This window comes from Psychrobacillus sp. NPDC096389 (assembly GCF_044762855.1).
Lineage (GTDB): Bacteria > Bacillota > Bacilli > Bacillales_A > Planococcaceae > Psychrobacillus.
Genome location: NZ_JBIWFB010000001.1, coordinates 144,747 through 169,697, shown reverse-complemented (window position 1 = coordinate 169,697; position 24,951 = coordinate 144,747). Strand labels below are relative to the sequence as shown.

Genomic DNA, 24,951 nt, shown 5'->3' with positions numbered 1-24,951 from the left:
AGTTATACAAGTGCAATCTCCAACGATCTATTTGATTTACCAACGACAACTGGAGATAGAAAACTTTGTTTCGGAACCGTTCTTTGAAGTTGAAGCAATATTTACAGCAGAGCATGGTACTTATAAAGGAAAAGCGAAAGCGAAGGAACCGAAAAGGGAAATCATACAGGCTCTGCTTGCAAAACATAATATCCAACCGAATTCACCAGGTGTTATTAACTCTGTGGAAAAGCTGGATAAACGTACGCCGCCACCTCAGCTCCATTCTTTATCCACATTACAAGCAACTGCAAACAGATTATGGAAAACGAGCCCGGCGGATGTATTGAAGACGATGCAAGGACTTTATGAAAAGAAGCTTGTTTCTTATCCTCGTACGGATTCACGTTATATTACGCCAAGTGAATTTTCGTATCTTGCAGCACAAGTTTCCGATTATCAACAGCTTATCGGACACCCCTTCCCTGTCACTTCGCTTGTACCTAAAAAGCGTTATGTGGACAGTTCGAAGGTCCAAGAGCATTATGCCATCATTCCGACGAAAAAACTTCCTACCCAAGCTAAGCTTGCCGGCTTGTCTAGTATTGAGAGAAATTTATATGAAGAGATTGTCCGTACGACACTCGCTATGTTTCATACCGATTATTTATATACCGAAACGAAAGTTGTGACAGATGTAAATGGGTTACCTTTCTTTACGACCGGCAAAACCGAACGCGATAAAGGTTGGAAAGCTTTATTTGTTCGTTCCTCTAAGGAAACTGAGAAAGACGAGCCATCCCTACCTCCTTTGCGGGAGCAGGAAAATGTGCAAAGTAATATTGATATAAAGGAAGGAAAAACACAGCCTCCGAAGCCTTATACAGAAGGTCAACTAATCGCCATGATGAAAACTTGTGGAAAGCTTGTGGACAATAAAGATGAAACAGAAATTCTAAAAGAAGTAGAAGGTCTTGGTACAGAAGCAACTCGAAGTGGAATTATAGAAACGATAAAACGTCACGGCTATATAAATGTGACAAAAAATATCGTGTCTATTACGGATAAAGGACGTGTTCTTTGCCAAGCAATTGAAGGAAATCTACTGGCAAGTCCATCGATGACTGCGAAATGGGAAACCTATTTAAGAAAAATAGGTAATGGTGAAGGCTCACAAGAACGATTCCTAGGAAGTATCGCGAAATTCATTCGAAGCTTATTGGAAGAAGTTCCGAATCAATTAAAAACCAAAAATATTGATATACAACTTGCTCCACGTGCATCAAAATATGATTCGAAATTCAAGAGAGAGCCTATTGTAACTTGCCCAAAATGTCAAAAAGGTTCTATAATTGCCCATAAAAGTTTCTATGGTTGCACGGAATACAAAAATGGCTGTACACAGACGTTTAATGGATACTTTTTAAAGAAAAAGATTACGCCAAGTCAGATAAAACTTCTTTGTACAAAAGGCAAGACAAATGAAATAAAAGGTTTCGTAGCAGAAAACGGACAAAAGTTTAATGCCTATCTGACCTTTGTGGAGGGTAAATTAAAACTAGATTTTAAATAATCATTCTTCAATTTTATGACAGCATAAAATAAGCGATGTAAAACCCTTTTATGAAGTAGGGCTTTTCACATCGCTTTTATACTTAAAAAGTAGCGTTTCTAGTCTTCACTCTCTTTAAAGCTTAAAAGTTTTGCCGTTAACTTTTGACAGACCTCATTATGTTGATTTAATGTTTCGCTTTCCACAACGACAAGCGCTTGGTTCGGTTTAGATTTGGAAGGCTTAATCTCTTTAATTATGCTCTTCACGTATAGCACATCAGTTGGGCGAGTAGGACGCGGCCAGTTTATCTCTCCGCCAGCTCCAATAACTCCGTGAGCAAAAGGTAAACTCTCTGTCAATAATTTCATCGTAATCGATGCAGTATGCCAACCACTAGCAGCTAATCCCTTGAAAAAAGTATCTTCCGCAAGATTCTCATCACAATGGAAAACTTGGGGATCAAACTCAAGCGCATAGCTTTTTATTTTCTCTGTGCTTAAATAGTATTTTTCACTGATAAAAGTATCCCCTACTTTTAAATCATCCAAATAAAGCCCCTGTTCTACCACATTATCCCACTCCCAAGAAAAATTATTTAACGCTTTATTTTTACTTTTTATTCTGAAAAATTTATTGGTAAGAATATTAAAAGCCCATTGTATATTGTCTAGGTATATCACTTTCTTTTTGAAGAACTTTAGCAGACTCTAATGCCCAATAAGGATTTCTTAGCATCCCTCTTCCTACTGCTACAATATCAGCTTCATGATTTCCAATTACTAAATTGGCAAGTAATGGGTCATCTAATCTACCTACCGCAATAATAGGTACATTCAGTGCTTCCTTCATTTTTTTGGCTAACGGCATTTGATAAGCCGCATGTGTTCCAGGTTTACCCCACGCACGGATCTGCCCTTCTCCACCAGAAGATACATCGAAGATATCTACCCCGGCTTTTAGATAATCTTTTGAAAAACGGATACAATCGTCGATATCATACCCACCTTCGACGTATTCTTTTCCAGAAAGACGCATCAGTAAAGGCATATTTTCTGGCATCTCTTCCTTTGCCACTTTAATTATTTCACATCCAAACTTCGTTAAATCCCTTCCGAATTCGTAAGTTCTCCTATTTGTAAGTGGTGAATGGAATTGATGAATTAAGTATCCATGGGCACCGTGAATTTCAATGGTATCCACTCCAGCCTTTAAAGCTAGTTGAATCGACTTGCGAAACTTCTCAATCATTTCATATACTTCGTCTGTTGTTAATGCTCTTGGTGTTTATGATTTTTCATCGAATGGAATGGCTGAGGGTGCAATTGGAACTTCTGCATCTGTTGCTTTACGTCCAGCGTGAGCAATTTGGATGCCCACTTTTGCACCATATTGATGGCATGCGTCTAAAATCCTTTTTAAAGGAGGCACCTGTTCATCGGACCATAAACCTAAATCGGTATTTGATGATCGACCATCTGGTTCCACATTTGTCATTTCGATCATGATTAGACCTGCTCCGCCAACTGCCCTACTTACATAATGAACATAATGCCAATCGGTTAATTTGCCATCCTTTCCAATAGCTGAATATTGAACCATAGGAGACATCATAATACGATTTTTTAATGTCAGACCTTTATATGTAAAAGGCATGAACATGTCTATATCTTTCAACTAAAATCCTCCTTCTTTTTATATGTATATACATATATAAGATAAGCATTGAAAATTAAAAGACGTTTTTCCTTCCCAACTACATGCATATACATATATAATGGTATTAGTAAACATATTATCTGTCAAGAAATGATTTCCAGCTAAATGTAAAGTGTTTTTTAAGAAAAGTATCTTGAAGGTATGTTAGAGGAGAGCTATTAGATGAACAACCAAAACAGTGAATTAGATTATATTATACAATTTTGCGCTTGCGCAAACCTCAGAAAAGTGGCAAGAATTGTGACACAAAGCTATGAAAAGCAAATGCAACCTACTGGCTTAAAAGTCACTCAATACTATATGTTAGTAAACATTGTCCGGCATAAGCAGATTTCTATTAGCAAGCTTGGCGACATTATGTTACTTGACCAAACTACTGTCACTCGTAATGTAAATATCCTAAAAGAAAGCGGCTATGTTAACATTACTAGAGATAAAAATGATTCCAGAACAAAATCTATTTCGATCACTGACATAGGCCTCGGCAAATTAGAGGAAGCAACACCTATTTGGCTACAAATTCAGGAGAAAGTTGAGAATGGCATGGGTAAGGAGCAATATAATAATTTGTTAGAAACACTAACCAATTTACAACAATCTATTGAATGAGACTCATTTTAAATTGGCACAAGAGCAAAACAAATAGAGTAGGTACATGATTTTATTTATACGCCTACTCTATTTTAATTATACTAAATTGATTCCCCTTGTGAAGAACGCTCATCCATCAGCACAAAACATATAGCGAAAGAAAAATAAGCGGAGATTGTCCGGTTGTATACAGGGTAGAGCTAGTTTCCGAGTAAATAAGGGCAGGTTTTCCGATTATGCAAGAAAAAATGCCCCGTTTTCATGCTTTTCGGGTCAATAGGCGGAATCTTTCCGTTTATTTAAGCCCTTTTTATTTATAATTACTAATTAAGCGGACTTTTTCCGTCTATTTATCTAATTGGAATCGAATTTACGTCTAATTGTAGTTATTATATTTAATTCACCTGTCATTCCAAAGAAATCTTCACAACATCATCTAAATATTTCGTTGTTTGATATCCGTAAATCTCAAGTTTTTTAGGAATCATTTCTTCACCTTGAAAACGAGCACTTTGAAGTGTATTGAAATAATGGGGCTGCTCGATTTCATCATTCGGGTAAGATATTTGATACATATCATATTCTACCCCGTTTTTATCCACAATGATTACTTCTGAATCCATCTCCATTGCACCAGGTACCTCTCCATTCTCATTCAGAAAATTGAAATTGAACCACTCGTAGGCTCGATTCTTTACTTCATGATTGCTTACAACAAATTTGGTAGATGATTCATCTTCCTGTTTTTCTATGGAGATTGTGCTTCCTGCATATTCAAAAGTTTGAGGACGTTCTGATGTAACATCCAATTCAATTGTTTTTATGTCTTCAAAGGATAACTGGATAGATTTAAGTTGAATGTTAACCTCTTTCGGTTTTTGACCAAAAAGAGGATCAAATTGTGTCTGAAGCGTATTCCAATTCGCATCTTGCTGAGAATCCACATAAGAGGTACCGTACACATCAGCTTTCACTTTCGTACCGTTCACTTCCAGGCTGTCAAATTCCAGAAAATCTATCCGTTTTTCTCGTTGTTCGTGATTAATGCCAAATTGAATAATCGTCACCGTCGGGGCAATCGTTAATTTATCAATTCGAATTGGAATCCCCTCGATTTCTATTACTTCATTCAGTGTATATTCGGTGGAAGGTAGTTTGGTTACAGGTATCTCGAATTCCCATACACCTGATTTATTTGCACTACTACCGAGATCTGAAAGATATTGCTGCCCAACGGAATCACGACTCAATTTATGAATATTTACAATGGAGAGTTCAATTGTCCCGCTCTCCGTTTTAAGTGGCAATAAGCTTAGTTTCCCTCGATATACGTTCTTTTCTTTGTTATTTTCATCTGATTCAAGATCAGGTGGATAATACTTTGGGTAATATGTTCCGCTGTCCATAATTTCATATTCATTCCCTACGTAAATTCCATTACCATAATTCATCATGTATTGACTGTCTTCCACTGTGTCTTCAATTTCATAAAAAACCAGTGTCTGAGTATCATCAGCAATTACGCTCTTAATCGTAATTTTTACCCCTTCGCTTTCCGCTTCCAGGTTCAGCCTTTGACCAAGACCTTTTTGTAAATAGGAAATCAGTTGCGGATCTTCCTCTGTCCATGAATAGTAGAGGTTGGCAAACGTCCCTGTAAAGAAACCTGTACCTATTAATATTACGAATACACTTGCTAAAACAAGTCCCATTCTTTTACGTTTCTTGTGCTTGTGCTGTCTTTGCTTGTCGTTTTCTTTTAGCTTTCCTTTGACATTTTCCATGAAATGAATTGGCATATGTAAATCTTCTATTCTATCAGTAAGCTTAGACAGAGTGTCTATGACATCCTGCAAAGAAGCCAACTCTTCTTGACATTGTTGGCACCCGTAAATATGTACTTCTAACTCAATTTTTTTCGACCGTTCCATTGTTTGTTCTAAGTAATCGAGGAAATCCTTTTGATATTCCTCACAGCCATGAAAGGTTGAGCCGGGCCATATTTCATTTTTAAGTGACTGAATTCCGGAAACCAACAACTCTTTCATCTTCATCTCTGAAACTTGGAGAAGATATGCCGCTTCTTCGCGAGAAAATTGTTGTACGTATGTAAGAACTATCGCTGCTTTCTCATCCTGTCGCAATTGATCCAGTGCCTTAAAGACACCTTGACGAGGTTCACTTTCTGCAGAAAATTGCAAGCTTCTATCACGAGAAAGCTCCCGGCAGTTATGCAAGAAAATCGATGCCACCCATGTTTCGAATCGTATTTTATGTTTATAATGAGGCAATTCCTTTTGTACTTTTAAAATGGTTCGATAAAAAAGCTCTTCGATTTGTTGAGGATTACCGAAATAGCAGGAGCCAAGTATATAAAACGATTGTTGATGCTGATTTAACCAATCGACGATCGAGTCCACACTCTTTTCTCTTATGGCAGCAGTAGAAATAAAATTTGCTTTAGCTGGAATCATCCAATTGTCCCCCCTTTTGTTCATAACAACTCAATCATAAAATTTACAAACCGCACACTCATTCAAATGGATAAGCATGTGCAATATTCCCTCTTCGTCCTTCTGTGGTAATTGCCTGGGACAATGAATTCAAGATTGCTTCCTCCGTTACTTCAGTCGCTCCTTGAAACAGATCATTCATGATTGGATGATCGTCCCTTAGTTGGATTCTAGTTTCTATGCTCTCTTCAGCAAAATGAGCAACCTTATTTGCTGTGGAAAATGCAATCACGACATCCCCACTGCCATTGCTAAAGTGGCTACCCGTTCTTCCAAGTCCGATGCCGCATCTTTTTGCTACCCTCTTTAGTTGTCTACTGCTAAGTGGGGCATCGGTTGCCAAAACAATCATTATAGAACCATCAGCCGGTTTTGGAAAAGTTGGAACGTCATTTTGCTCCTCCACTTTATAGTGAGCACTTTGAAACTCTTCTTTTCTTCCAAAATTACTAAGTACTAGACACCCCATCGTATAATCCCCAACAAGACGGGAGGAAGATCCAATACCACCTTTGTATCCGAAACAAATCATCCCTTTGCCAGCACCTACTGCACCTTCCGCAGCAACAGCTGTCGAAGCTTTTTGTATGCATTCCACAGCATGTTTCGGTTCGATTGGCAATTTACGGATAGAGTTCAACCTGCTATCATTACACTCTCCGACAACTAAGTTAATCGTTCCAGTAGTATCTCCTATCTCCGAATTTCCTTCTAACATATATTCTAATGCCCCTTGAGTAACTGCAGGAACAGCAAATGTATTCGTCAGCATAATGGGCGATTCTATTAATCCTAATTCCTCCACTTGTACAAGACCAGTTGTTTTCCCAAAACCATTAAGTACGTAACTTGCACCTACTACTTTTTGTTGAAATAAATTACCTCCGTGCGGCAAAATAGCCGTCACTCCAGTGCATGCGTATTCCCCTTCACCTAAAGAATAGTCTAATGTGACATGCCCTACTTTGACATCTGCAACATCGGTAATACAATTCTTTTTCCCAACAGGGAGTTGCCCTATGACGACTCCTCTTTGTCTAATCTTTTTCGATTGATTACGCATTATAGTGCCTCCAATTTAACGGTCTCTTTCCATCTATTCACGTATGCTTTCTCGATAAATTCTTCTTTATCCGCATATAAGCGAATAACATCTTTAATTTCTTCTGCAAGATATTTTTCATTTCGATTGTTTGCTAGGCTTTCATAGATTGAACCTCTTTGTAAAAAGTCAGAGCTAGCCACTGTATACCAGGCTTCGTCTTCTAAAGGGACATCATTCACATAAACGGCTTGAACTTTTTTTCCATCATGTACTATTTCCGCTCCAGCTATATGTAGTCTACCGGTGAACTTCCCTCTAAAACCTGGTCCGCGTCCATCTGCTAGACAAACTTGCGCATCTAAAGATTGTTCTAGCGCTTCCTTAATATACTTTCCTTGAATTTCGAAAGAAGTTGGATTTAATGGCGATGGGCAAGTCTCTATCAGTTTTTTCCGTGTCATTTCATGAAAGATTCCTGCATTACAAATACCGCTATTAATAAGTCCAATATCGCATTGCAACATATCCTTTAACCCTTCCGCTATTAGATTCGTCATGGGATTTTCCTCGAGCACATCATGCCATAGAGCTTGAGGTATTGTATAAAGCGGTTGACTCAACACATCAATTGCCTTTTCTTTATTTCTTTTTAATATAGATACAACTTGCTCATCTTTAGCGACATCTATGGAAGAAAGTGTGAAGGAGTTAAGCAACTTTACTTTCCCTTCATTAATTTCAAGCTCTAGAACTCCTAAATGCTCGCCATAGTTTCCTGCACTATTCATGATTGTGTTGTTTATTATTTTCGCTTCGGCAAAAAGTTTATGATCATGTGCCGAAATAATAACGTCTATCTCCGGAATCTCCAGCGCAAGTGGCTCATCTGCAAATGTCCCTACATGACTTAAAAGTATGCAAATATCATAATTCCCTGCATTTCTTTTTATTTCTTCTATGATTGCTTCTTTATAATCGGTCATGGAAATACCAAGCCCATCATTGAAAACACCCATATTAGGGGAAGAACCAGTAACAAGAATTCGCAAACCAGTTTTTTCGAGAATAACACTCTTGTTTACACCTTTAATCTCCGTCTTATCTTTTTTGAATAAATTATTACTAATAAAGGGAAACGAACTACTACTGGCCATATGTTCAAGTGTATCCACTCCATTGAACATTTCATTATTTCCAATAGTTAGTGCATCGTAACCAATATTCTCTAGTAACTCGATTGCAGCTATCCCTCTTGTTCCTTGCAGCTCAATGCTTCTAAAATCGGCAAAATCTCCAGCTTCTAATACAATTGTATTTTCGTCTTTATGTTGTTTGATAAGTGTTGCGACTTTTGCAAAGTTGTCGAAGTTGCTATGCACATCATTTGTATGTAAAACTTTTAGTTTCATAGGGACCTCCAGAATTTAGTTTTTATTCCATTCTACCATTTCTGACAATTCCATCAAAATAGATACGGTAAATAATTTCTTGGTTTTACTTTGTGAAATGGGGAATAATACGAGTAACAAATAGTAGGAGGTATGCAGTATGGAGTTTCTAAAAGTAGATGGACGTATTAATAAAAAACGATTAGCACTTAGCATTCTTGTTCCTGTTGTAGGAGGATCTATTACTGGATGGTTAGCGAACAGAAATGCACAAAGTAAATACAAAAAACTAACACAACCATCCTTTGCTCCTCCAGCCGCTACCTTCCCAATCGTGTGGACATCTCTTTACACTATAATGGGTATAGCAAAATATCGAGCAGATGAAAAGGTAAATCGCACAAAAGAAGATACTTTGGCAATTCCCTTATATGATTTACAACTTGGGCTTAACTTTTTATGGTCATTCCTCTTTTTTCGTTGGGGTCTTCGAGGTACTGCATTAATCGAAATGACTGCAATGCTTGCCTTAATAGCTTTAACTGCATATGAGTTTCAAAAAGTAGATAAGACTGCCGGAGCGCTTATGGTGCCGTATATTGGGTGGGTTGCATTTGCATTGGGTCTTAATTATGCTGTATGGAAGCTCAACAAATAACCCTTAAGTGCCAGTCACCCACACAAAAAGAGCCTAAAGGATATTTCAAGCTCTTAAATGTATGTTGCTTACACTTCTGTAGAGGTGAATTTTTTTACTTTATCTACTGTATCTACCAGTTTGACAGTCACAATTTCTGATTCATCAATATGATTCATCAATACTTCTTCCGTTTGATCGAACAAAAAAGTTGAAAGATGAAACACATTTATAGCTAGACATATTATCATTTCTAGTAAACACTTTCATTACTTGTTCCGGTGTAAATCCTTTTTCCAGCGTCCAAGCCATGCTTTCCATATTCCAAATTAGCCCAAAACTGTGTCGCAATTGCTCAAACTCCTGCTTTTGCATACAGTACCACTGCTCCAACCCATAAAAATTTGGATGCTAACACTACCTCCAATTCATTTGTTTGTGGATCAAAACCAACAACGAAAAATGTCATGTTCGTACCCCCTTCTTTTAAAGTTGATATTACTCATATTACATCCTTTGTTTGAATAATAAGAAACTTAAAGAATTCGCTTTTAAAAAATACTTCAAGCAGAAGGCGGAACTAGTCCGGCTGTACAATACACCTATACTAGAGCATATTCTATTTTATGATAGGCACCTTACTAAAACACTTTTAAAGTTACTGAATTAAATAGTTATGAATGAGAAATCATTAATGTCTCGAGCAGTTCCCAACTGTTACTCAGCGCACAACTGAAAATAGCTACCTCACTTTATTAGCACAATATGCCGTGCATTAATCGCAAACAGTTAATTCATTTTGGGAATATTACAGGTGCCAGGCACTTGTAATAAAAAAATAGGAATTATAAAGAATATCTTATTATTTTACCTTCTGATATCTTTTCTCATATATCTATAACTTTGTATTCACTTCACCATAATTATATTTTCACAGCAAAAATCTTCCCGTTACATACTTCCCTCCTGTTTTCGTTTCAATATTATAAATTTTACAATATCTTATCTTTTTACTAATTTTGTTTTGCTATAATCTATTTGCATCAAACAATATATGCCAAGGAGTGAGTTAGTTGACAAAAAGTGACACGAAGAATCACGTTTTCAGCAAGGTAGCCCTATCTCTCTTGTTAGTATTAACTATGGTTTTACCGTTTATCGCTGCACCAACAGCGCAAGCAGCAGAACCTATATCTGTTGCTGATGCCATCGCAAATAATACCGGTACGGCAACTGTTCAAGGATTTATCGTAGGGACTGCAAGCTCTGGAACTACTTATGATCAAGAAGCACCTTTTACAGTAGCAACCAATGTCGGGCTTGCCGACTCTCCGAACGAAACGGACGCATCGAAAATATTACCGGTTCAATTACCAACCGGTGTAGTTCGGGCTGCTTTAAATTTGGTGGACAACCCTAATTTATTCAAAGGGAAAGTTACAATTACTGGCACATTATCCGCCTATTTCAGTGTTCCGGGACTGAGAAATGCAAGTGCATACACGATTATTTCAAACGGAGAAGCACCAACTCCTCCTGAAGTGGAGGAACTAGAAAATATCGCTGCTGCTCGTGCTATAACGGATGCAAATAAAGTAATCAAAGTAAAGGGAACAGTAACAACAGGCACTGGTTTTTGGGGTGGAAAAGGTTTCTACATCCAAGATGAAACAGCCGGAATTTACGCTTTTACTAATTCAGCAGATGTAAATCCTGGAGATATTGTAGAGCTTGAAGGAAAAGTAAGTCCATACAGTGGAGAACTTCAAATCCAACCGACTAAAATTTCAAAGATTTCTTCAGGAAATACCCTTCCAACAGCCCAAGAAATTACACCGACTGGAGTGAGTGAAGAGACTCAAGCAGAACGTATTCAACTAAATAACGCTACCATCTCGAATTTAGTAAAAACAAATGACTTCGGGACATTCGAATTCACTGCAACACATGAAAATGGTGAATCTGTTGTTATTCGAAATGATAACCGAAACGGATTAGAATACGAGACATTCATCAAGCAATATAAAAATGGCGATTTAATACATGTTTCTGGTATCGCTTCCAAATTCAATACAAGCTATCAGGTGAAAACACTCGGTTTAGAAAGCTTTGAACAAGTAAATAAACCCGATGTTTACACGGATGTTTTACCTGGAACTATTTCGGAAGGAACAGAAATTTCTTTAATGACACCAATTGAAGGTGCGACTATCCGCTATACACTAGATGGCTCGACTCCTACATTGGAAAGTACAAAGTACACTGCCCCTATTAAATTAACAAAAACTACAACAATTAAAGCAATTGCTGTAAGTGACACTACTTCTGATGTATTCAATTTTACCTACAATGTACTGAAGTCAAATAACCTTATTATTCGCGACATTCAAGGAAACGGGCACTTCTCTCCTTATGAAGGTGCAAGCGTACAAAACATCAATGGAGTCGTAACACACTTGTATAACTCAGCAAACTTTGTCATTCAAGACATTAATCCGGATGACGACAATACTACTTCCGAAGCAATCATTGTTAATAAAGCTTCAAACGGACTTAAAGTTGGCGATTTAGTAGCAGTTTCAGGAACTGTAGAGGAATGGTATTACGAAGGCTATTCGGATATGAAAGCAAATGATTTACCAATTACAAGAATTCGTGCGACAACTGTTACAAAGAGTGGAACAGCGGCTCTCCCTACTCCTTTAGTTATCGGGGAAGATATTTTCCCGCCAACCGAAATAATCGACAATGACGGATTAACTTCATTTGATCCATTAGAGGATGGAATCGATTTTTGGGAATCTGTTGAATTAATGCGACTCGCCATTCCGAATGCAAAAGTAGTTGGACCACAACAATATGGTGAAGTTGCTGTAGTAGCAGCTAATTCTACTAATACAGTATTCAATGTTTTAGGCGGTGTTAATATATCAGCTAATGACTACAATCCAGAGCGAATTTTTGTAGATATTAATAATGAAAACTATGACGCAAAATCTGGTGACTATTATACAGAAAATATTGTTGGTGTAATGGGCTACGGTTTTGGAAATTTCAAGCTATGGACAGAAGAATCCTCTCTTCCGCCAATTACTCGGATTGAAAAACCTAAAGTAATAACAAATATTGAACCAAAAGAAGATAAACTAACAGTAGCTTCTTACAATGTGGAAAACTTTTCAACAAATAAAGAAAATACCCCTGATGAAAAAGTAGCGAGAATCGCAAAGTCATTCGTGGAAAATATGAAATCTCCCGACATTATTACATTAGTAGAAGTTCAAGATAATGATGGACCAACAGCTTCTGGCAATACAGATGCATCTGCGAGTTATGAACGCTTAATTGCTGCAATCGTTTCTGAAGGTGGTCCGACTTACAAATGGACAGACATCGCACCTGAGTATGATCGAGATGGTGGACAACCAGGTGGGAATATTCGAGTAGGATACTTGTACAATCCAGAACGTGTCACTTTAGTAGAAGGTATAAAAGGTAGCTCAACTGATAAAGCAGCCTGGGATGAAAATGGTAACTTAACGTTAAATCCAGGTCGTATTTTAGACATCCCCCTACCTAATACGCGTAAACCACTTGCGGCTCAATTTGAATTCAAAGGGGAAAAAGTGGTTGTTATCGGAACACATTTAAATTCTAAAGGCGGAGATCAGCCTTTATTTGGGAAACATCAACCTCCATATCTAGTCTCGGAAGCAGAGCGAATTGAAATAGCAACTATGATTAATAACTTCATCAAAGCTGGTCAAGCGAAAGATCCAGATTTAAACGTAGTCGTAGCTGGTGATATGAATGATTTTGAATTCACCCCTACCCTTGCTGCTCTTAAGGGTGGCATTTTAACGAATATGGTAGAAAAAGTGCCTGTTGGTGAACGTTTTTCTTATTACTATCAAGGAAACAACCAAGTTCTAGACCATGTTTTAGTAACGAATAATTTAGCAGATAAAACTTCTGTAGACATGATTCACATTAACGCGAACTACATGGATATTCACGGTCGTGCATCTGATCACGATCCTGTTTTAGTCCAAGTTGAATTTAACGAAAAAGAAACATACACTCTAAAAGCGAATAAAACATCTGCACAATTAGAATCAGGTCAAACGGAACAAATTACATTAACAGAAACTACGACCAAACAAGATGGTTCTACTTCAACAAAAGACGTAACTGCAGAAGCAATTTACAGTGGCTTTGATAAGAAAGTCGTTTCTGTAGAAAAAGGTGCGATTACAGCAAAAGCAGCTGGAAAAACAGCAATAACCGCAACCTACAGGGATAATAAAGTAACGATTAACGTCACTGTTCAATCTAATAAGGCTGGTGAAGCAGTAATTACCGCTGAGCAGGTAGATACCTCTAAAGCTGTTATCACAGTAGACGGGTCAGTATTGCACGATGCCGGAAACGTTTATATTCGTTTCACAGAAGCAGCTACAAAGAAAATAGACGCGGCCAATAAAGATGTCATCATTACACTTATTACCGGAACATTCACTATCCCTGCAAGGAACTTTCATACACTTGCTAAGAGTGGTGAATTTACACTTCACTTAGATTATCATGTACCACCAGGTCTATTAAAAGAAAAGAACAAAGAGAAGATTAAAGATAACCTAAAGTTGAAAGACATCGCTTTCTTTGATAGCAAAAATAATAAAATAACACAAGGTTTTAAAGACTACTTCATCATTGTTACAGGAGGTAAAAAACCTACTGTAGAAGGTGCTTACTACGATAGTAAATCAAAGAAGTGGAAATTCAAGAAAATTAAATAAGTAAGAACTAATATTAGGAGCGCGTAAGTGGCTGTGTCATTTATGCGCTCCATTTTATTCGGGGGACTTCAAAAATAGAAGTTAGAATTTTTCTATACCTACTTACAAACTTAAAGCATTAATAGTATTATTTGATTATTAATAGTAGAACTCACTAGGAGGAGAGTAAAATTTATCTTCAGCATATAGGTAAAAAAGTTAAAGAAGCTAGATTAAATCAATCACTTACGCAACAAGAACTGGCTGAGAAATGCAATTTAACAAAGAGTCATATATCAAAAATTGAAAATGGACAAGCCTCTCCAGCTGTTGCGACACTTTCGAAAATCGCTCAAGAATTAAATGCTCCATTATCTTGGTTTTTAGAAGCAAATAACCAAAATAAATTAGCCATCGTCAAAAACAACGAAAAAAAGCTAAAGCTTGGAAATAAAGAAATAGGCTACACATATGAAGCACTTGCAAACCGTAACCAATTTAGCAAAATAGAACCTGTAATTGTTACAGTATTGCCCGAAGCAGATTTAGTAGAACCCTTTACCCATATAGAAGACGAATTTATCTATATTTTATCCGGTTCGATTAATTTATATTATGATGGTGAATTATATTTCTTAGAACCAGGAGATAGCGCATATTTCGAGGGTAATATTCCTCATATTTTTCTTTCAGCCGATAAAAATACGGAAGCAAAGGTTTTAACTCTTTTTATCCAAGGAAACACTCTTTAATAATTCTATCGTGCTGATTTTATTTGTCTATTTGACTATAAAAATCAGCAGTCGCCTTCTTGTATACTTCGTACTGATCCCCTTCCCTCTTTTTCTAATCTTATTATAAATAAATTAATATTTTCTGAATAAGATGTATTTTAAGTATTTACAATTAATAATTATTATTGTACCTTTGTGTAATAGCATTCAACTTAGTTGAATACTATTACACAAAAAGAAGGGGTGTACTGTATGTCTAATTCAAGAATTCCAGGCTTTTACCGTTTATCAACAAAAGAAAGATTTGATATTGTTACAAAGGGGTGTAATTTATCAGAAAATGAAATAAATTCTCTCTCTGGAGAATATCCGTTATCGATGGACTTAGCAGATTCAATGATTGAAAATGTCATAGGACAAATTGGGATACCAGTTGGAGTTGCTACAAATTTTAAAATAAATGGAAAAGACACTTTCATTCCTATGGCGACTGAAGAACCTTCCGTTGTAGCTGCAGCAAGTAACGCAGCTAAAGCAGCATATGAGCTTGGTGGTTTTTTTACATCCATGAGTGGGACAATTATGCGCGGACAAATCCAAGTACTAAATATTGCAGATCCTTATGCAGCAAGAGCAAAGATATTTGAACATAAAGAAGAGATTTTAAACTACTGTAATGAAAAAGATCCTACATTAGTATCTCTAGGTGGAGGAGCGAAAGACTTAGAAGTCCATATTATTCCTACCACAAATCAGATTATGCTAGTAATTCATCTTATAGTTGATACAAAAGATGCAATGGGAGCGAATGCAGTCAATACGATGGCAGAAGCCGTGACACCAACTATTGAAACAATTACTGGAGGAAAAGTTGTACTTCGTATTATCTCTAATCTTGCAGACCGTCGATTAGTTCGAGCAAGAGCAGTATTTTCAAGCGAAGCTCTGGGGGGCAAAGAAATAGTTGAAAACATTGTAAGCGCTTTCGAATTTGCAGACTTTGATCCTTACCGTGCCGCGACTCATAACAAAGGCATTATGAATGGAATTTCTGCTGTAGTATTAGCAACTGGAAATGACACACGTGCTGTAGAAGCTGGGGCGCATGCTTACGCTTCTATATCTGGTCACTATAAATCTTTAACTAAATGGGAGATTAATGCAGATGGTAACTTATCAGGAACTATCGAGCTTCCTATGGCAGTCGGTATTGTCGGTGGCGCTACAAAAACACACCCAGTTGCACAAGCAGCTCTTAAAATAATGAGAGTTAGTACGGCTGAAGAACTTGCGGGTTGCATAGCTGCTGCCGGTTTGGCACAAAATGCTGCAGCTTTACGTGCCCTTTCGGCAGAAGGTATCCAAAGAGGACATATGTCCCTTCATGCAAGAAATTTAGCAGTAATGGCAGGGGCAGATAAATCTGATGTTGATAGAATCGTTGCTCAAGCGATTAAAGAAAAAGATCTTAGATATGACCGTATTTTAGAGATAACTCAATCGATTCAAAGAGGTGAATAAGATGTCACAAAATCATGAAACATCAAAATCTGATTTGAACCTTGATAATAAAAAGAAGAAAACGTATTTAGAAATACTAGGAGATACTATTTTACCAAACCATTTACTCATAGCAGTCCTTATAAGTGTTGGCGTAAGTCTAGGGGGCTATAATATTGGCCTATTTCTCTTCCCTTCTATTGCCAGCGATAATATGGTTGCTTCCTATTCATTACTACTCGGCATTTCAGGGAGTGTCTTAGCTCTAGTTATTTGTTCTATTCTTTTTAAAGCAAAAAGAGTGTTAATTGAAGAAGAAACATCTTCTGAAAGCATGAAACAAGTTTTTGAGGATTTGCAATTGAACCCTGTGGAAGAATTGAGATTAATCGAAAGCGATCCTATTACTAAAAAAGAATTAGAAGAGTTAGGTGTATTAAATAGTTTTAGAGCACTTGGAGGTGAGCAGAAGAAATGAGTTTACTTGTCACAGCAATTTTATTCGCTTTAATTGGGGCAATCGTTTTTTCTTTATTAGGGCTTATTTCCGGTACAGATGAGACAGCAATTATGGTACCGCTTACTTTATTGGTAATCCTATTAGGTGCTCCTCCAGCAGCTGTATTTTCATTTTTCATGGCTGCCGTTCTTGCAAAACATCTAACACATGCCGTTCCAACTGCGCTAATGGGTATTCCAGGAGATACAACTGCAGTTCCGTTGATAGATCACGCGAACACACTCCGAAGAATGGGGATGCCCCATATTGCACTAAGAAAGATGATTTCTGGGGGAATTATCGGAGCATTCATCGCTTTGCCAACAGCTGTTTTATTAGGACAGTTTTTAGGGCAATTCGCTGATTTTTTTAAATCATCCACCGGAATAATTTTCACACTTGCTGCTATATTAATAGCTTACTTCTCTAAAGGAAAATGGGTAAGTGTTTTAATGATCATACCTTTTGCATTCTTTATAAAAAGTTTAGACTTAATGAGCTTTAGTATATTGGATAAACATTTATCCATTAGTTTCTTTTTAGGAATTGCAATTGGTCCTATATTTTGTGATTTATTATTTGCTACTTCTTCAAATGCTAGAAAAACAATTGAACGGGATAAGCCTAAAGAATACAACTTGGCACCTGAAACAAAGTCATGGAAAGGATATTTTCCAAATCCATTAAAAATACTTACTGGTAGACAACAGATTTTCACTTCTATTACTACTTTTATTTCGTCTTTGACTTTTGTTTTTAGTCCTGTTGGTATGACATCTCTTATGGGGGAAATCGTTGGTTCTCGCACGAAAGGAACTTATAAAAAGTCTACTACTAGCTTAGCAGTTATGAATGGTGTTACCGAATCTACTTATATTGCAGAAGTAATTATTCCGCTTATTGCTTTCGGGATTCCATTGAGTCCTGTAGCATTAGGACCTGGATCTCCGTTATTTAACGCACCACCAGTTTTCACTGTAGATCCTATTAATAATCTACATACGTATTTAACGTCATGGGATTTCTTCCTTTACGGGGTGATTGGGCTAGTTGTTGCTTCTCTAATTGCATATCCGTTTTCTATGAACTACGCGAGAAAAGCTTCCGTTCTTGTAATGAAGTTTGTCAGCCAAGAAGCTATCGTTGCAATGTTCATAGGACTTGCATGTCTTCTTGCCTTCCATGAGGCACAACTTGTAGGAATTGTATTAACATTCACAGTGGCTGCGGTTGGAGGTCTATTAAATCGAATTCTTGGAATTGGTGCAGGCGTACAGTTTATGATTTTCTATGCTTCTACTTGGATTATGATGACATTATTCGGTATGTAGCTGAAAGGGGTTATACAAAATGGTGAAACACAATTTTCCTAAAAAAGTGCATATTAGAGAAGTAGGACCGAGAGATGGATTACAAAATGAGAGCAATTTTATCCAAACAGAAGATAAAATAGAATGGATAAATCTGCTTTCTGCATCTGGATTAAGCTATATAGAAGTGACTTCCTTTGTAAATCCAACATGGATTCCGGCATTGTCAGATGCAGAGCTTGTAGCTAAGCAAATTAATAAATTTGATGAAGTGACTTATGCGGCTCTTGTGCCGAATATGAAGGGACTAACGCGCGCTTTGGAAAGTAAAATTGATGAAGTGTCTGTTTTTATCTCAGCAAGCGAAACGCACAACAAAAAAAATATTAACAAAACAATTACAGAAACTGAAACTGTCTTATCAGAAGTTGTTCGTGAAAGTATTGCAAATAACAAAACAGTAAGAGGTTATATATCAACTGTATTTGGCTGCCCTTATGAAGGAAATGTAGAAATTGAAAAGATAATCCGGTTGTCCGATTCCCTCTTTGAAATGGGCATCGATGAGTTATCTTTGGGCGATACTATTGGAATTGCTAATCCTTTACAAGTGAACTTTGTATTAGAAGAGCTTCTTAAACGCTATCCAGCTGATAAAATTGCTATGCATTTTCATAATACTCGGGGAACCGCAATGGCAAATGTATTAGCTTCCTTAGAGATGGGCATTACGAAAATCGACAGTTCCATAGGTGGACTCGGTGGCTGCCCTTATGCTCCGGGTGCTTCAGGTAATTTGGCGACAGATGATCTAAATTACATGTTAACCGGCATGGGTATACAAACCAATATAAACTCGGATAAGCTTCATGCGGCAGCATTGTTCATACAGGATAAGATGAATAAACCTTTAGAAAGCCATTCCCTAAAATATAGCTCGACCAACTAAATTGTGTGGGTGCAAGGCACCCGCACAATTTAACAAAAAGAGCCTAAAGTATATTTTAGGCTCTTAAATGTATGTTGCTTACACTTCTGTAGAAGTGAAGTTTTTTACTTTATCTACTGCATCTAATAGTTTGACAGTCACAACTTCTGATTCATCTATATGATTCATTAACACTTCTTTCGTTTGATCGAATAAAACAGTTGTAATATGAAACTTATTTATAACATCTTCATTAGAAACTTTTTGATTTTTAATAGAGTTAAGTAATTCTTTTACTTCCTCTTGTACATTTGTAATGATTTGTAGTAAAGAGTTAATTTGTTCAGACGTATCGGCGCTTTTTTGAATTCCTTCATTTACCAATCCGATATTATTTTGATTGTCTTCCACTGCTTTTGTAATTTCATCTTGAATTTTCTTTGTAAGATCTGCTATATCAGCCGTACTAGTATTTGTTGTTTCTGCAAGTTTTCGTACTTCCTCCGCCACAACTGAAAATCCTTTTCCATGCTCACCTGCTCTTGCGGCTTCAATGGATGCGTTTAAAGCGAGGAGATTTGTTTGACTTGAAATGTCACTAATCACTTTAACGATTTCTTGAATTTGCTTAGAGCGTTCACCTAGTTGATTCATACTAGAAGAAGTTTTTCTAGATTGATCCCCTAATTTGTCGATTAATTTTTCTACTGAATTTACTGCTTGCTTACTTTCAAGTGATAAAGTGACCATTTCGTCGGATGAAGAAATTAAAGAATTTCCCTTTACTAGCGCACTATCCGATATTTCATTCGATTTAACTGTGCTATCTTCCACTCGATTAAATTCCGTTAAGATTTGCCCAACCATTTCCCCTAAAATAGCATGCTGACTGTTAACATGGTCATGTTGGTCGATTGTAGAAACTAACTCTTTATGCAATTCATTCAAGAAAATCTGGAATTCATTTTCTTTCTTATCTAATTTTGAATTTAAATCATCTATTTTTTGCTTGAATTGTTCAATATCTTCTTTTTTCGGTTTGAAAGAGATTAACATCGTTTACACATCCCGGAAATTTTTTTGGCCCATATTTAGTAAGAACAGTACTTTTTAAGTATACCACAACATAAATACAGTATAAATGACTCACTAAATTTATTAAACATATCTCTTCCCAACAAAATCTTCTATTTTATCCGCATATACTCTAGCACCTTTAAATCAATAAATCCTCTTTCTTGTATCCGCTCATCAAAATTTTCTATTAAATGATACGACTGCACGGCATCTAGCAAATCATCCTGTTCTGTTAACCCTCTATCTAAATAACCATTTTCATATAAGATAATTTGAATTTCTTTTTCCAATTCCCCTTCAATCGGCACAATATCCGATGGCATCGCCGGTTCAAAATAAAGTCTGTGCAGTTTCAACAATCTAGCTAATTCATGTACTGGTTCTTTGTGATCATCCACACGAAGATCAATGTAGCGATCATTATAACCGCCATAACTGCCATTCTCCTTTACGACTAATAAAGCTGCAGATTGTTTTCCTCTTCTATCACCACCTGCACTTTCTCCAGCTTGTAAAGCTGCTAACAAGCGTTCAGCTAAGGATCCATCCATTTGTATAAATACAGCTTTCATCGCCTCTACTGTACGTTGATCTACTAATATATTTCCTTGTATAGCAAAGTTCTCCCCTGCTAAACCGCCAGCCCAGTTATAGCAATCCTCACCAGTGAATGTTGCACTTCTTCCCTTGGCATCAACAATTCCAACTTGCCTATAAGTAGACCTATTATCGTTTCTAGTAAGCTCTTTTATCGCTTGTTCCGGTGTAAATCCTTTTTCTATCATGTCCAAACCGTGCTTCCCATATTCCAAATTAGCCCATGATTGTGTCGCAATTGCCCCAACTCCTACTTTCGCATACGGTACTACTGCTCCAACACATAAAAATTTAGACGCCACCGCTACCCCTAATTCATTTGCTTGTGGATCGAAACCAACAATGGAAAATGTCATCTTCATGCCCCTTTCTTTGGAGTTTTTAATAGTTGATATGTACTCATATTGTATCTTTTGTTTGAATAATAAGAAACTTTTTCTTAGGTGCCAGTCATCCACTCAATTCGCATGTTGGCATTCTGTTATAATTAGATAAGGATCTTGTTATTATAATGGGGGTTTAGAAATGGAGAGTAATAAAATATCAATGATGGATGCTTACATGATTGAAGTACTACGTAGTAATGGTATTTCGAATGAAGAAATATTGGACCGACTGGAGAGAAAAGATAGCAGTGATTGGGAGAATTTAAAACCAAAATTTGATTTTAATGAGCTTATCAAGTTATTTGAGCAAGATAAAAATGGTTTTAAATCTGTGTTAGCAGATGGATATAACGTAAAGTTTCTCACAATGAATGGATTAAAAAACCTTTTAAAAATGAAATTCAATAAAATTGCTGGACAAGATTATGAAATATCCGATACGGGAATCCACCATCTAGCAATAGAATCTCAGAATTTCCCTGCCTTACAGCAATTACTATCCATTAACTGGATTATGGAAGAATATCCTGTTATGAACAATGACTCTACCAAAAAAGTAGTGAGTATACAAGTTCTTCAACGGGTATAAAGAAGTAAAATAAATAAAAAAACCGAACTATCCTTCGAAACACTAATTTGTTATTTCGTAATAGTTCTGGTTTTTATTTTTATTGCTTGGATAATAAAAATATTATCCTGCTTTTATAATGGGCAAATTAGTTATGAACAATCCTCTTTAGTAGCATTTTTACTGTTTAGGTTTATCCACGTATTTTCCATAGCCAGGTATAGCTATCTGTTCAAAATCTTTCACAAGTACATTTAGACTACTTGTTAACAAATCACCTGACATTGGTAATCCATGACCTGTAACCGCAACTTTCGGGTTTAATTCCGCTAATTTTTTTACCGATTCTTTCGCCGCTACCCAATCGGTAGTAAGGTATCTCGGTGGTCCACTTATCTCCTGTTCCTGTGTTAAAACCTTATACAAATATTCTTGTTTAACAGTAACAAATGCATCCCCTGCGATTAATGCTCCGTCTTTGTCCCTGAATAAAGAGACATGCCCTGGGGAATGACCAGGTGTGTGTATCCATCTAAAACCAGGCATATGAGGTATTGTTCCATCGGAAGGCAATTCTTTTACGTTACCGGCTAAATTTATCGGATCTGTTGGGAACATAGCAGACATTTTAGAAATCATTCCACCTTCTACACTAGTATCGGGATCAGGATAGCTTTCTGTTCCAGTTAAAAATGGGATTTCCAAAGAATGAGCATATACGGGAACTTTCCATTTATTCACTAATTCTACAATGCCACCTACATGATCAAAATGACCATGCGTCAAAATAATAGCGCGTGGCCGACTATCTGCACCAAAACGTTCCTCTATAACAGAGGTAATTTTGTCAGCTGAGTGTGGCATCCCAGCGTCAATTAATACAAACTCATTTGATCCAGGTTCTCCAACTAAGCAAATGTTGACAATTTGTATAGTATGATAATATATACCTGGTAAAACTTCCATTCCTGTTCCACTCGCAATTGATGTGGCTGGTATAAATTTATAATCATCTCCGTAGGAAATATTAGAATCCATAAACTCCCTCTTTTCTAGTTATGTCATCGTTAGCTTTTCACTCCTACATGGATTTATACCCTAAGGACTTTTTTCAAAACAATTTGACTTTTCTTCTTCCATTTGGTAATTTAAATTACAATATCTTAGAAAAAGAGAGTAGCAACATCGAATTATTAAGCGAGCTAGGGACGGTGTAAGCCTAGTTAAGAAGAGTTGTGAACCGCACTTTGGAGATGCTTTTAAAAAAAGCCGGAGACTCACCGTTATGGAGAAAGTGGCCAAAATAGGCAAATTGAGTGGTACCGCGGAAGTAAAGCTTTCGTCTCATTTTTTAATGAGACGAAAGCTTTTTTTGTTGTTCCAGTAATCTGTAATTATTACAAAAGTATTACGGGTGCCTGGCACCCGTAATACTTTTAGGAGGAGTTCAAATGAAAAAGAAGATAGTGGAAATTATTCAAAGCTTTACGTCTGAGGCAATTGCTGAAAATATGATTGAAGTTCCTACTTATGCGCACTTGGGTGACTTTGCTCTGCCCTGTTTTCCGTTAGCTAAAAAGCTTCGCAAGTCTCCTATCCTTATTGCGCAAGAACTTGCTGTAATTATCCAAGATGAAAGTATTGAAAAAGCGGAGGCAGTAAATGGATACGTTAATATTTTTATGAAAAGATCGACATTTGCCCATTCCATTTTGACGAACATTCATAACCAAGGAAAACAATATGGTTCTTCCGATGTGGGTGCTGGAGGCGTTGTTTCTATCGATATGTCCTCACCTAATATTGCAAAGCCGTTTTCGATGGGACATTTAAGATCTACGGTCATTGGAAATTCTATCGCTTTATTACATGAAAAAAGTGGCTATCAACCTGTTAGGATTAATCATCTTGGCGACTGGGGCACTCAATTTGGAAAGTTATTAGTAGCTTATCGTCTATGGGGAAATGAAAAAGAAGTACAAGAGGCTCCTATCCAAACGCTATTAGCCCTCTATGTTCGCTTTCACGAAGAAGCTAAAATAGACGACTCTTTAAATGACCAAGGAAGAGCGGCTTTTAAATCGTTAGAAGATGGAGATACAGAAGCATTGGCACTTTGGAAATGGTTTCGAACGGAGTCACTAAAAGAATTCCAAAAGATCTATGATTTACTTGGAGTTTCCTTTGATTCATACCGTGGAGAAGCTTATTATAACGACAAAATGGAACCGATTGTAGAAGAACTCCAACAAAAGAAGTTATTAATCGAATCTGATGGTGCATTAGTAGTCGAAATTGGGGAACATTTACCACCTTGCCTTATTAAAAAATCCGATGGTGCAACCTTGTATGCAACGAGAGATATTACAGCCGCTATTCATCGTAAACAGACATATGATTTTGTTAAATCATTGTATGTTGTAGGAAATGAACAAAGCTTACACTTCTCCCAATTAAAAACCGTCTTAAACAAAATGGGATACGAATGGGCGGATACTATACACCATATTCCTTTTGGTCTTATCTTAAAAGATGGTAAAAAGTTATCGACTCGTAAAGGGAAAATAATTTTACTGGAAGAAGTATTAACTGAAGCAATTCTACTAGCCGAAAAAACAATCGAAGAAAAAAATCCTCGATTGGTTAATAAAAAAGAAGTGGCAAAAACAGTAGGTGTCGGCGCTGTCATTTTTAGTGATTTAAAACAACACCGAAAGCATGACATCGAATTTGACTTAAAGAAAATGCTTCAAACAGAAGGTGAAACCGGTCCTTATGTACAATACACCTATGCAAGAGCATGTTCCATATTACGAAAAGCACCTGCACAAAACACTTTTGAGGTTACTGAAGTAAATGATTATGAGTGGGAAGTCATGAAATCACTCCAGCAGTTCCCATCTGTTATTAAGCGTGCTGCAGCGGAATATGATCCATCGTTACTAGCGAAATATGCCGTGCATTTGGCGCAAACCTTTAATTCATTTTACGGAAATATACAAATCATGAAGGATTCCAATCATTTGCCGTATCGTCTTGCACTCGTTCAATCAGTTGCTATAGTTTTAGAAGAATCTCTTAGACTGCTTGGTATAAAAGCACCCGAGGAAATGTAACATACCCAAGAACTACTGACAAAAGTCCAATTCC

The 24,951-nt window shown here is 36.9% G+C and carries 20 protein-coding genes, 1 pseudogene and 1 other annotated feature; of the genes and pseudogenes, 11 read left to right on the top strand and 10 right to left on the bottom strand.

Annotation, left to right across the window (positions count from 1 at the left end; all coding sequences use genetic code 11):
• Nucleotides 1–10: 10 nt before the first annotated feature.
• A complete protein-coding gene (locus ACIQ38_RS00825) occupies nt 11–1,552 on the top strand; it encodes a type IA DNA topoisomerase (protein ID WP_402816874.1) in 1,542 nt (513 codons plus the stop codon).
• Nucleotides 1,553–1,650: 98 nt separating this feature from the next.
• On the opposite strand, the gene ACIQ38_RS00820 is transcribed toward ACIQ38_RS00825, so the two are convergent.
• Together ACIQ38_RS00820 and ACIQ38_RS00815 are read right to left on the bottom strand one after the other, a co-directional pair.
• Complete coding sequence (locus ACIQ38_RS00820; protein ID WP_402816872.1) at nt 1,651–2,103, bottom strand: MaoC/PaaZ C-terminal domain-containing protein; 453 nt, start codon at nt 2,101–2,103, stop codon at nt 1,651–1,653.
• A 76-nt stretch (nt 2,104–2,179) separates the two neighbouring features.
• Nucleotides 2,180–3,193, bottom strand: a pseudogene (locus ACIQ38_RS00815) (NADH:flavin oxidoreductase/NADH oxidase).
• A 219-nt stretch (nt 3,194–3,412) separates the two neighbouring features.
• Between ACIQ38_RS00815 and ACIQ38_RS00810 the strand changes: the two are divergent.
• Nucleotides 3,413–3,859, top strand: a complete 447-nt coding sequence (locus ACIQ38_RS00810; RefSeq protein ID WP_402816870.1) for a MarR family winged helix-turn-helix transcriptional regulator — start codon at nt 3,413–3,415, stop codon at nt 3,857–3,859.
• A gap of 389 nt (nt 3,860–4,248) precedes the next feature.
• Here the strand turns inward: ACIQ38_RS00810 and ACIQ38_RS00805 are convergent, their stop codons facing one another.
• From ACIQ38_RS00805 to ACIQ38_RS00795, 3 genes are read right to left on the bottom strand one after another with little or no spacing between them, the layout of a single operon-like run.
• Nucleotides 4,249–6,315: a DUF4179 domain-containing protein gene (locus tag ACIQ38_RS00805; RefSeq protein ID WP_402816868.1), complete on the bottom strand. Its 2,067-nt coding sequence runs from the start codon at nt 6,313–6,315 to the stop codon at nt 4,249–4,251.
• A gap of 58 nt (nt 6,316–6,373) precedes the next feature.
• On the bottom strand, nt 6,374–7,417 hold the full coding sequence (locus tag ACIQ38_RS00800) for a DmpA family aminopeptidase (RefSeq protein WP_402816866.1): 1,044 nt from the start codon (nt 7,415–7,417) through the stop codon (nt 6,374–6,376).
• Nucleotides 7,417–8,808 (bottom strand): bifunctional metallophosphatase/5'-nucleotidase, encoded by a 1,392-nt coding sequence (locus ACIQ38_RS00795; RefSeq protein ID WP_402816864.1) that lies wholly within the window; start codon nt 8,806–8,808, stop codon nt 7,417–7,419. The genes ACIQ38_RS00800 and ACIQ38_RS00795 overlap by 1 nt, the downstream gene beginning before the upstream one ends.
• A 139-nt stretch (nt 8,809–8,947) precedes the next feature.
• Between ACIQ38_RS00795 and ACIQ38_RS00790 the strand changes: the two genes are divergently transcribed.
• Entirely contained in the window at nt 8,948–9,445 is a 498-nt protein-coding gene (locus ACIQ38_RS00790) for a TspO/MBR family protein (protein ID WP_402816862.1), read from the top strand.
• Nucleotides 9,446–9,513: 68 nt separating this feature from the next.
• Here ACIQ38_RS00790 and ACIQ38_RS00785 read toward each other — a convergent pair whose 3' ends face one another.
• On the bottom strand, nt 9,514–9,675 hold the full coding sequence (locus ACIQ38_RS00785) for a hypothetical protein (RefSeq protein WP_402816861.1): 162 nt from the start codon (nt 9,673–9,675) through the stop codon (nt 9,514–9,516).
• Between the two features lie 104 nt (nt 9,676–9,779).
• Nucleotides 9,780–9,893, bottom strand: a complete 114-nt coding sequence (locus ACIQ38_RS00780; protein ID WP_402816860.1) for a DUF1028 domain-containing protein — start codon at nt 9,891–9,893, stop codon at nt 9,780–9,782.
• Between the two features lie 604 nt (nt 9,894–10,497).
• Here ACIQ38_RS00780 and ACIQ38_RS00775 point away from each other — a divergent pair.
• The 6 genes from ACIQ38_RS00775 to ACIQ38_RS00750 all read left to right on the top strand — a co-directional run bounded on the left by ACIQ38_RS00775 (nt 10,498) and on the right by ACIQ38_RS00750 (nt 19,194).
• A complete protein-coding gene (locus tag ACIQ38_RS00775; RefSeq protein WP_402816858.1) occupies nt 10,498–14,223 on the top strand; it encodes a DUF6359 domain-containing protein in 3,726 nt (1,241 codons plus the stop codon).
• 170 nt (nt 14,224–14,393) lie between these two features.
• The gene (locus tag ACIQ38_RS00770) at nt 14,394–14,954 is read left to right on the top strand and encodes a helix-turn-helix domain-containing protein (RefSeq protein ID WP_402819517.1); all 561 of its coding nucleotides are present in this window, start codon (nt 14,394–14,396) and stop codon (nt 14,952–14,954) included.
• Nucleotides 14,955–15,188: 234 nt separating this feature from the next.
• The gene (locus tag ACIQ38_RS00765; RefSeq protein ID WP_402816856.1) at nt 15,189–16,457 is read left to right on the top strand and encodes a hydroxymethylglutaryl-CoA reductase, degradative; all 1,269 of its coding nucleotides are present in this window, start codon (nt 15,189–15,191) and stop codon (nt 16,455–16,457) included.
• A gap of 1 nt (nt 16,458) precedes the next feature.
• A complete protein-coding gene (locus ACIQ38_RS00760) occupies nt 16,459–16,914 on the top strand; it encodes a hypothetical protein (RefSeq protein ID WP_402816854.1) in 456 nt (151 codons plus the stop codon).
• Nucleotides 16,911–18,266, top strand: a complete 1,356-nt coding sequence (locus ACIQ38_RS00755; protein ID WP_402816852.1) for a tripartite tricarboxylate transporter permease — start codon at nt 16,911–16,913, stop codon at nt 18,264–18,266. The genes ACIQ38_RS00760 and ACIQ38_RS00755 overlap by 4 nt, the downstream gene beginning before the upstream one ends.
• A 19-nt stretch (nt 18,267–18,285) precedes the next feature.
• Nucleotides 18,286–19,194, top strand: coding sequence for a hydroxymethylglutaryl-CoA lyase (locus tag ACIQ38_RS00750; protein WP_402816850.1), 909 nt, complete (start codon nt 18,286–18,288; stop codon nt 19,192–19,194).
• A gap of 78 nt (nt 19,195–19,272) precedes the next feature.
• Here the strand turns inward: ACIQ38_RS00750 and ACIQ38_RS00745 are convergent, their stop codons facing one another.
• Together ACIQ38_RS00745 and ACIQ38_RS00740 are read right to left on the bottom strand one after the other, a co-directional pair.
• Nucleotides 19,273–20,229: a methyl-accepting chemotaxis protein gene (locus ACIQ38_RS00745; RefSeq protein WP_402816848.1), complete on the bottom strand. Its 957-nt coding sequence runs from the start codon at nt 20,227–20,229 to the stop codon at nt 19,273–19,275.
• 131 nt (nt 20,230–20,360) lie between these two features.
• On the bottom strand, nt 20,361–21,203 hold the full coding sequence (locus tag ACIQ38_RS00740; protein WP_402816846.1) for a DUF1028 domain-containing protein: 843 nt from the start codon (nt 21,201–21,203) through the stop codon (nt 20,361–20,363).
• Between the two features lie 169 nt (nt 21,204–21,372).
• Between ACIQ38_RS00740 and ACIQ38_RS00735 the strand changes: the two genes are divergently transcribed.
• Nucleotides 21,373–21,822 carry a hypothetical protein gene (locus tag ACIQ38_RS00735; RefSeq protein ID WP_402816844.1) on the top strand — a complete coding sequence of 150 codons (450 nt, stop codon included), beginning with the start codon at nt 21,373–21,375 and terminating at the stop codon, nt 21,820–21,822.
• Between the two features lie 159 nt (nt 21,823–21,981).
• Here ACIQ38_RS00735 and ACIQ38_RS00730 read toward each other — a convergent pair whose 3' ends face one another.
• A complete protein-coding gene (locus ACIQ38_RS00730) occupies nt 21,982–22,839 on the bottom strand; it encodes an MBL fold metallo-hydrolase (RefSeq protein ID WP_402816842.1) in 858 nt (285 codons plus the stop codon).
• 117 nt (nt 22,840–22,956) lie between these two features.
• Nucleotides 22,957–23,151 (top strand) — a binding site (T-box leader).
• Nucleotides 23,152–23,252: 101 nt separating this feature from the next.
• On the opposite strand from ACIQ38_RS00730, the gene argS reads away from it, so the two are divergent.
• A complete protein-coding gene (gene argS, locus ACIQ38_RS00725) occupies nt 23,253–24,917 on the top strand; it encodes an arginine--tRNA ligase (RefSeq protein ID WP_402816840.1) in 1,665 nt (554 codons plus the stop codon).
• Nucleotides 24,918–24,951 lie beyond the last annotated feature (34 nt).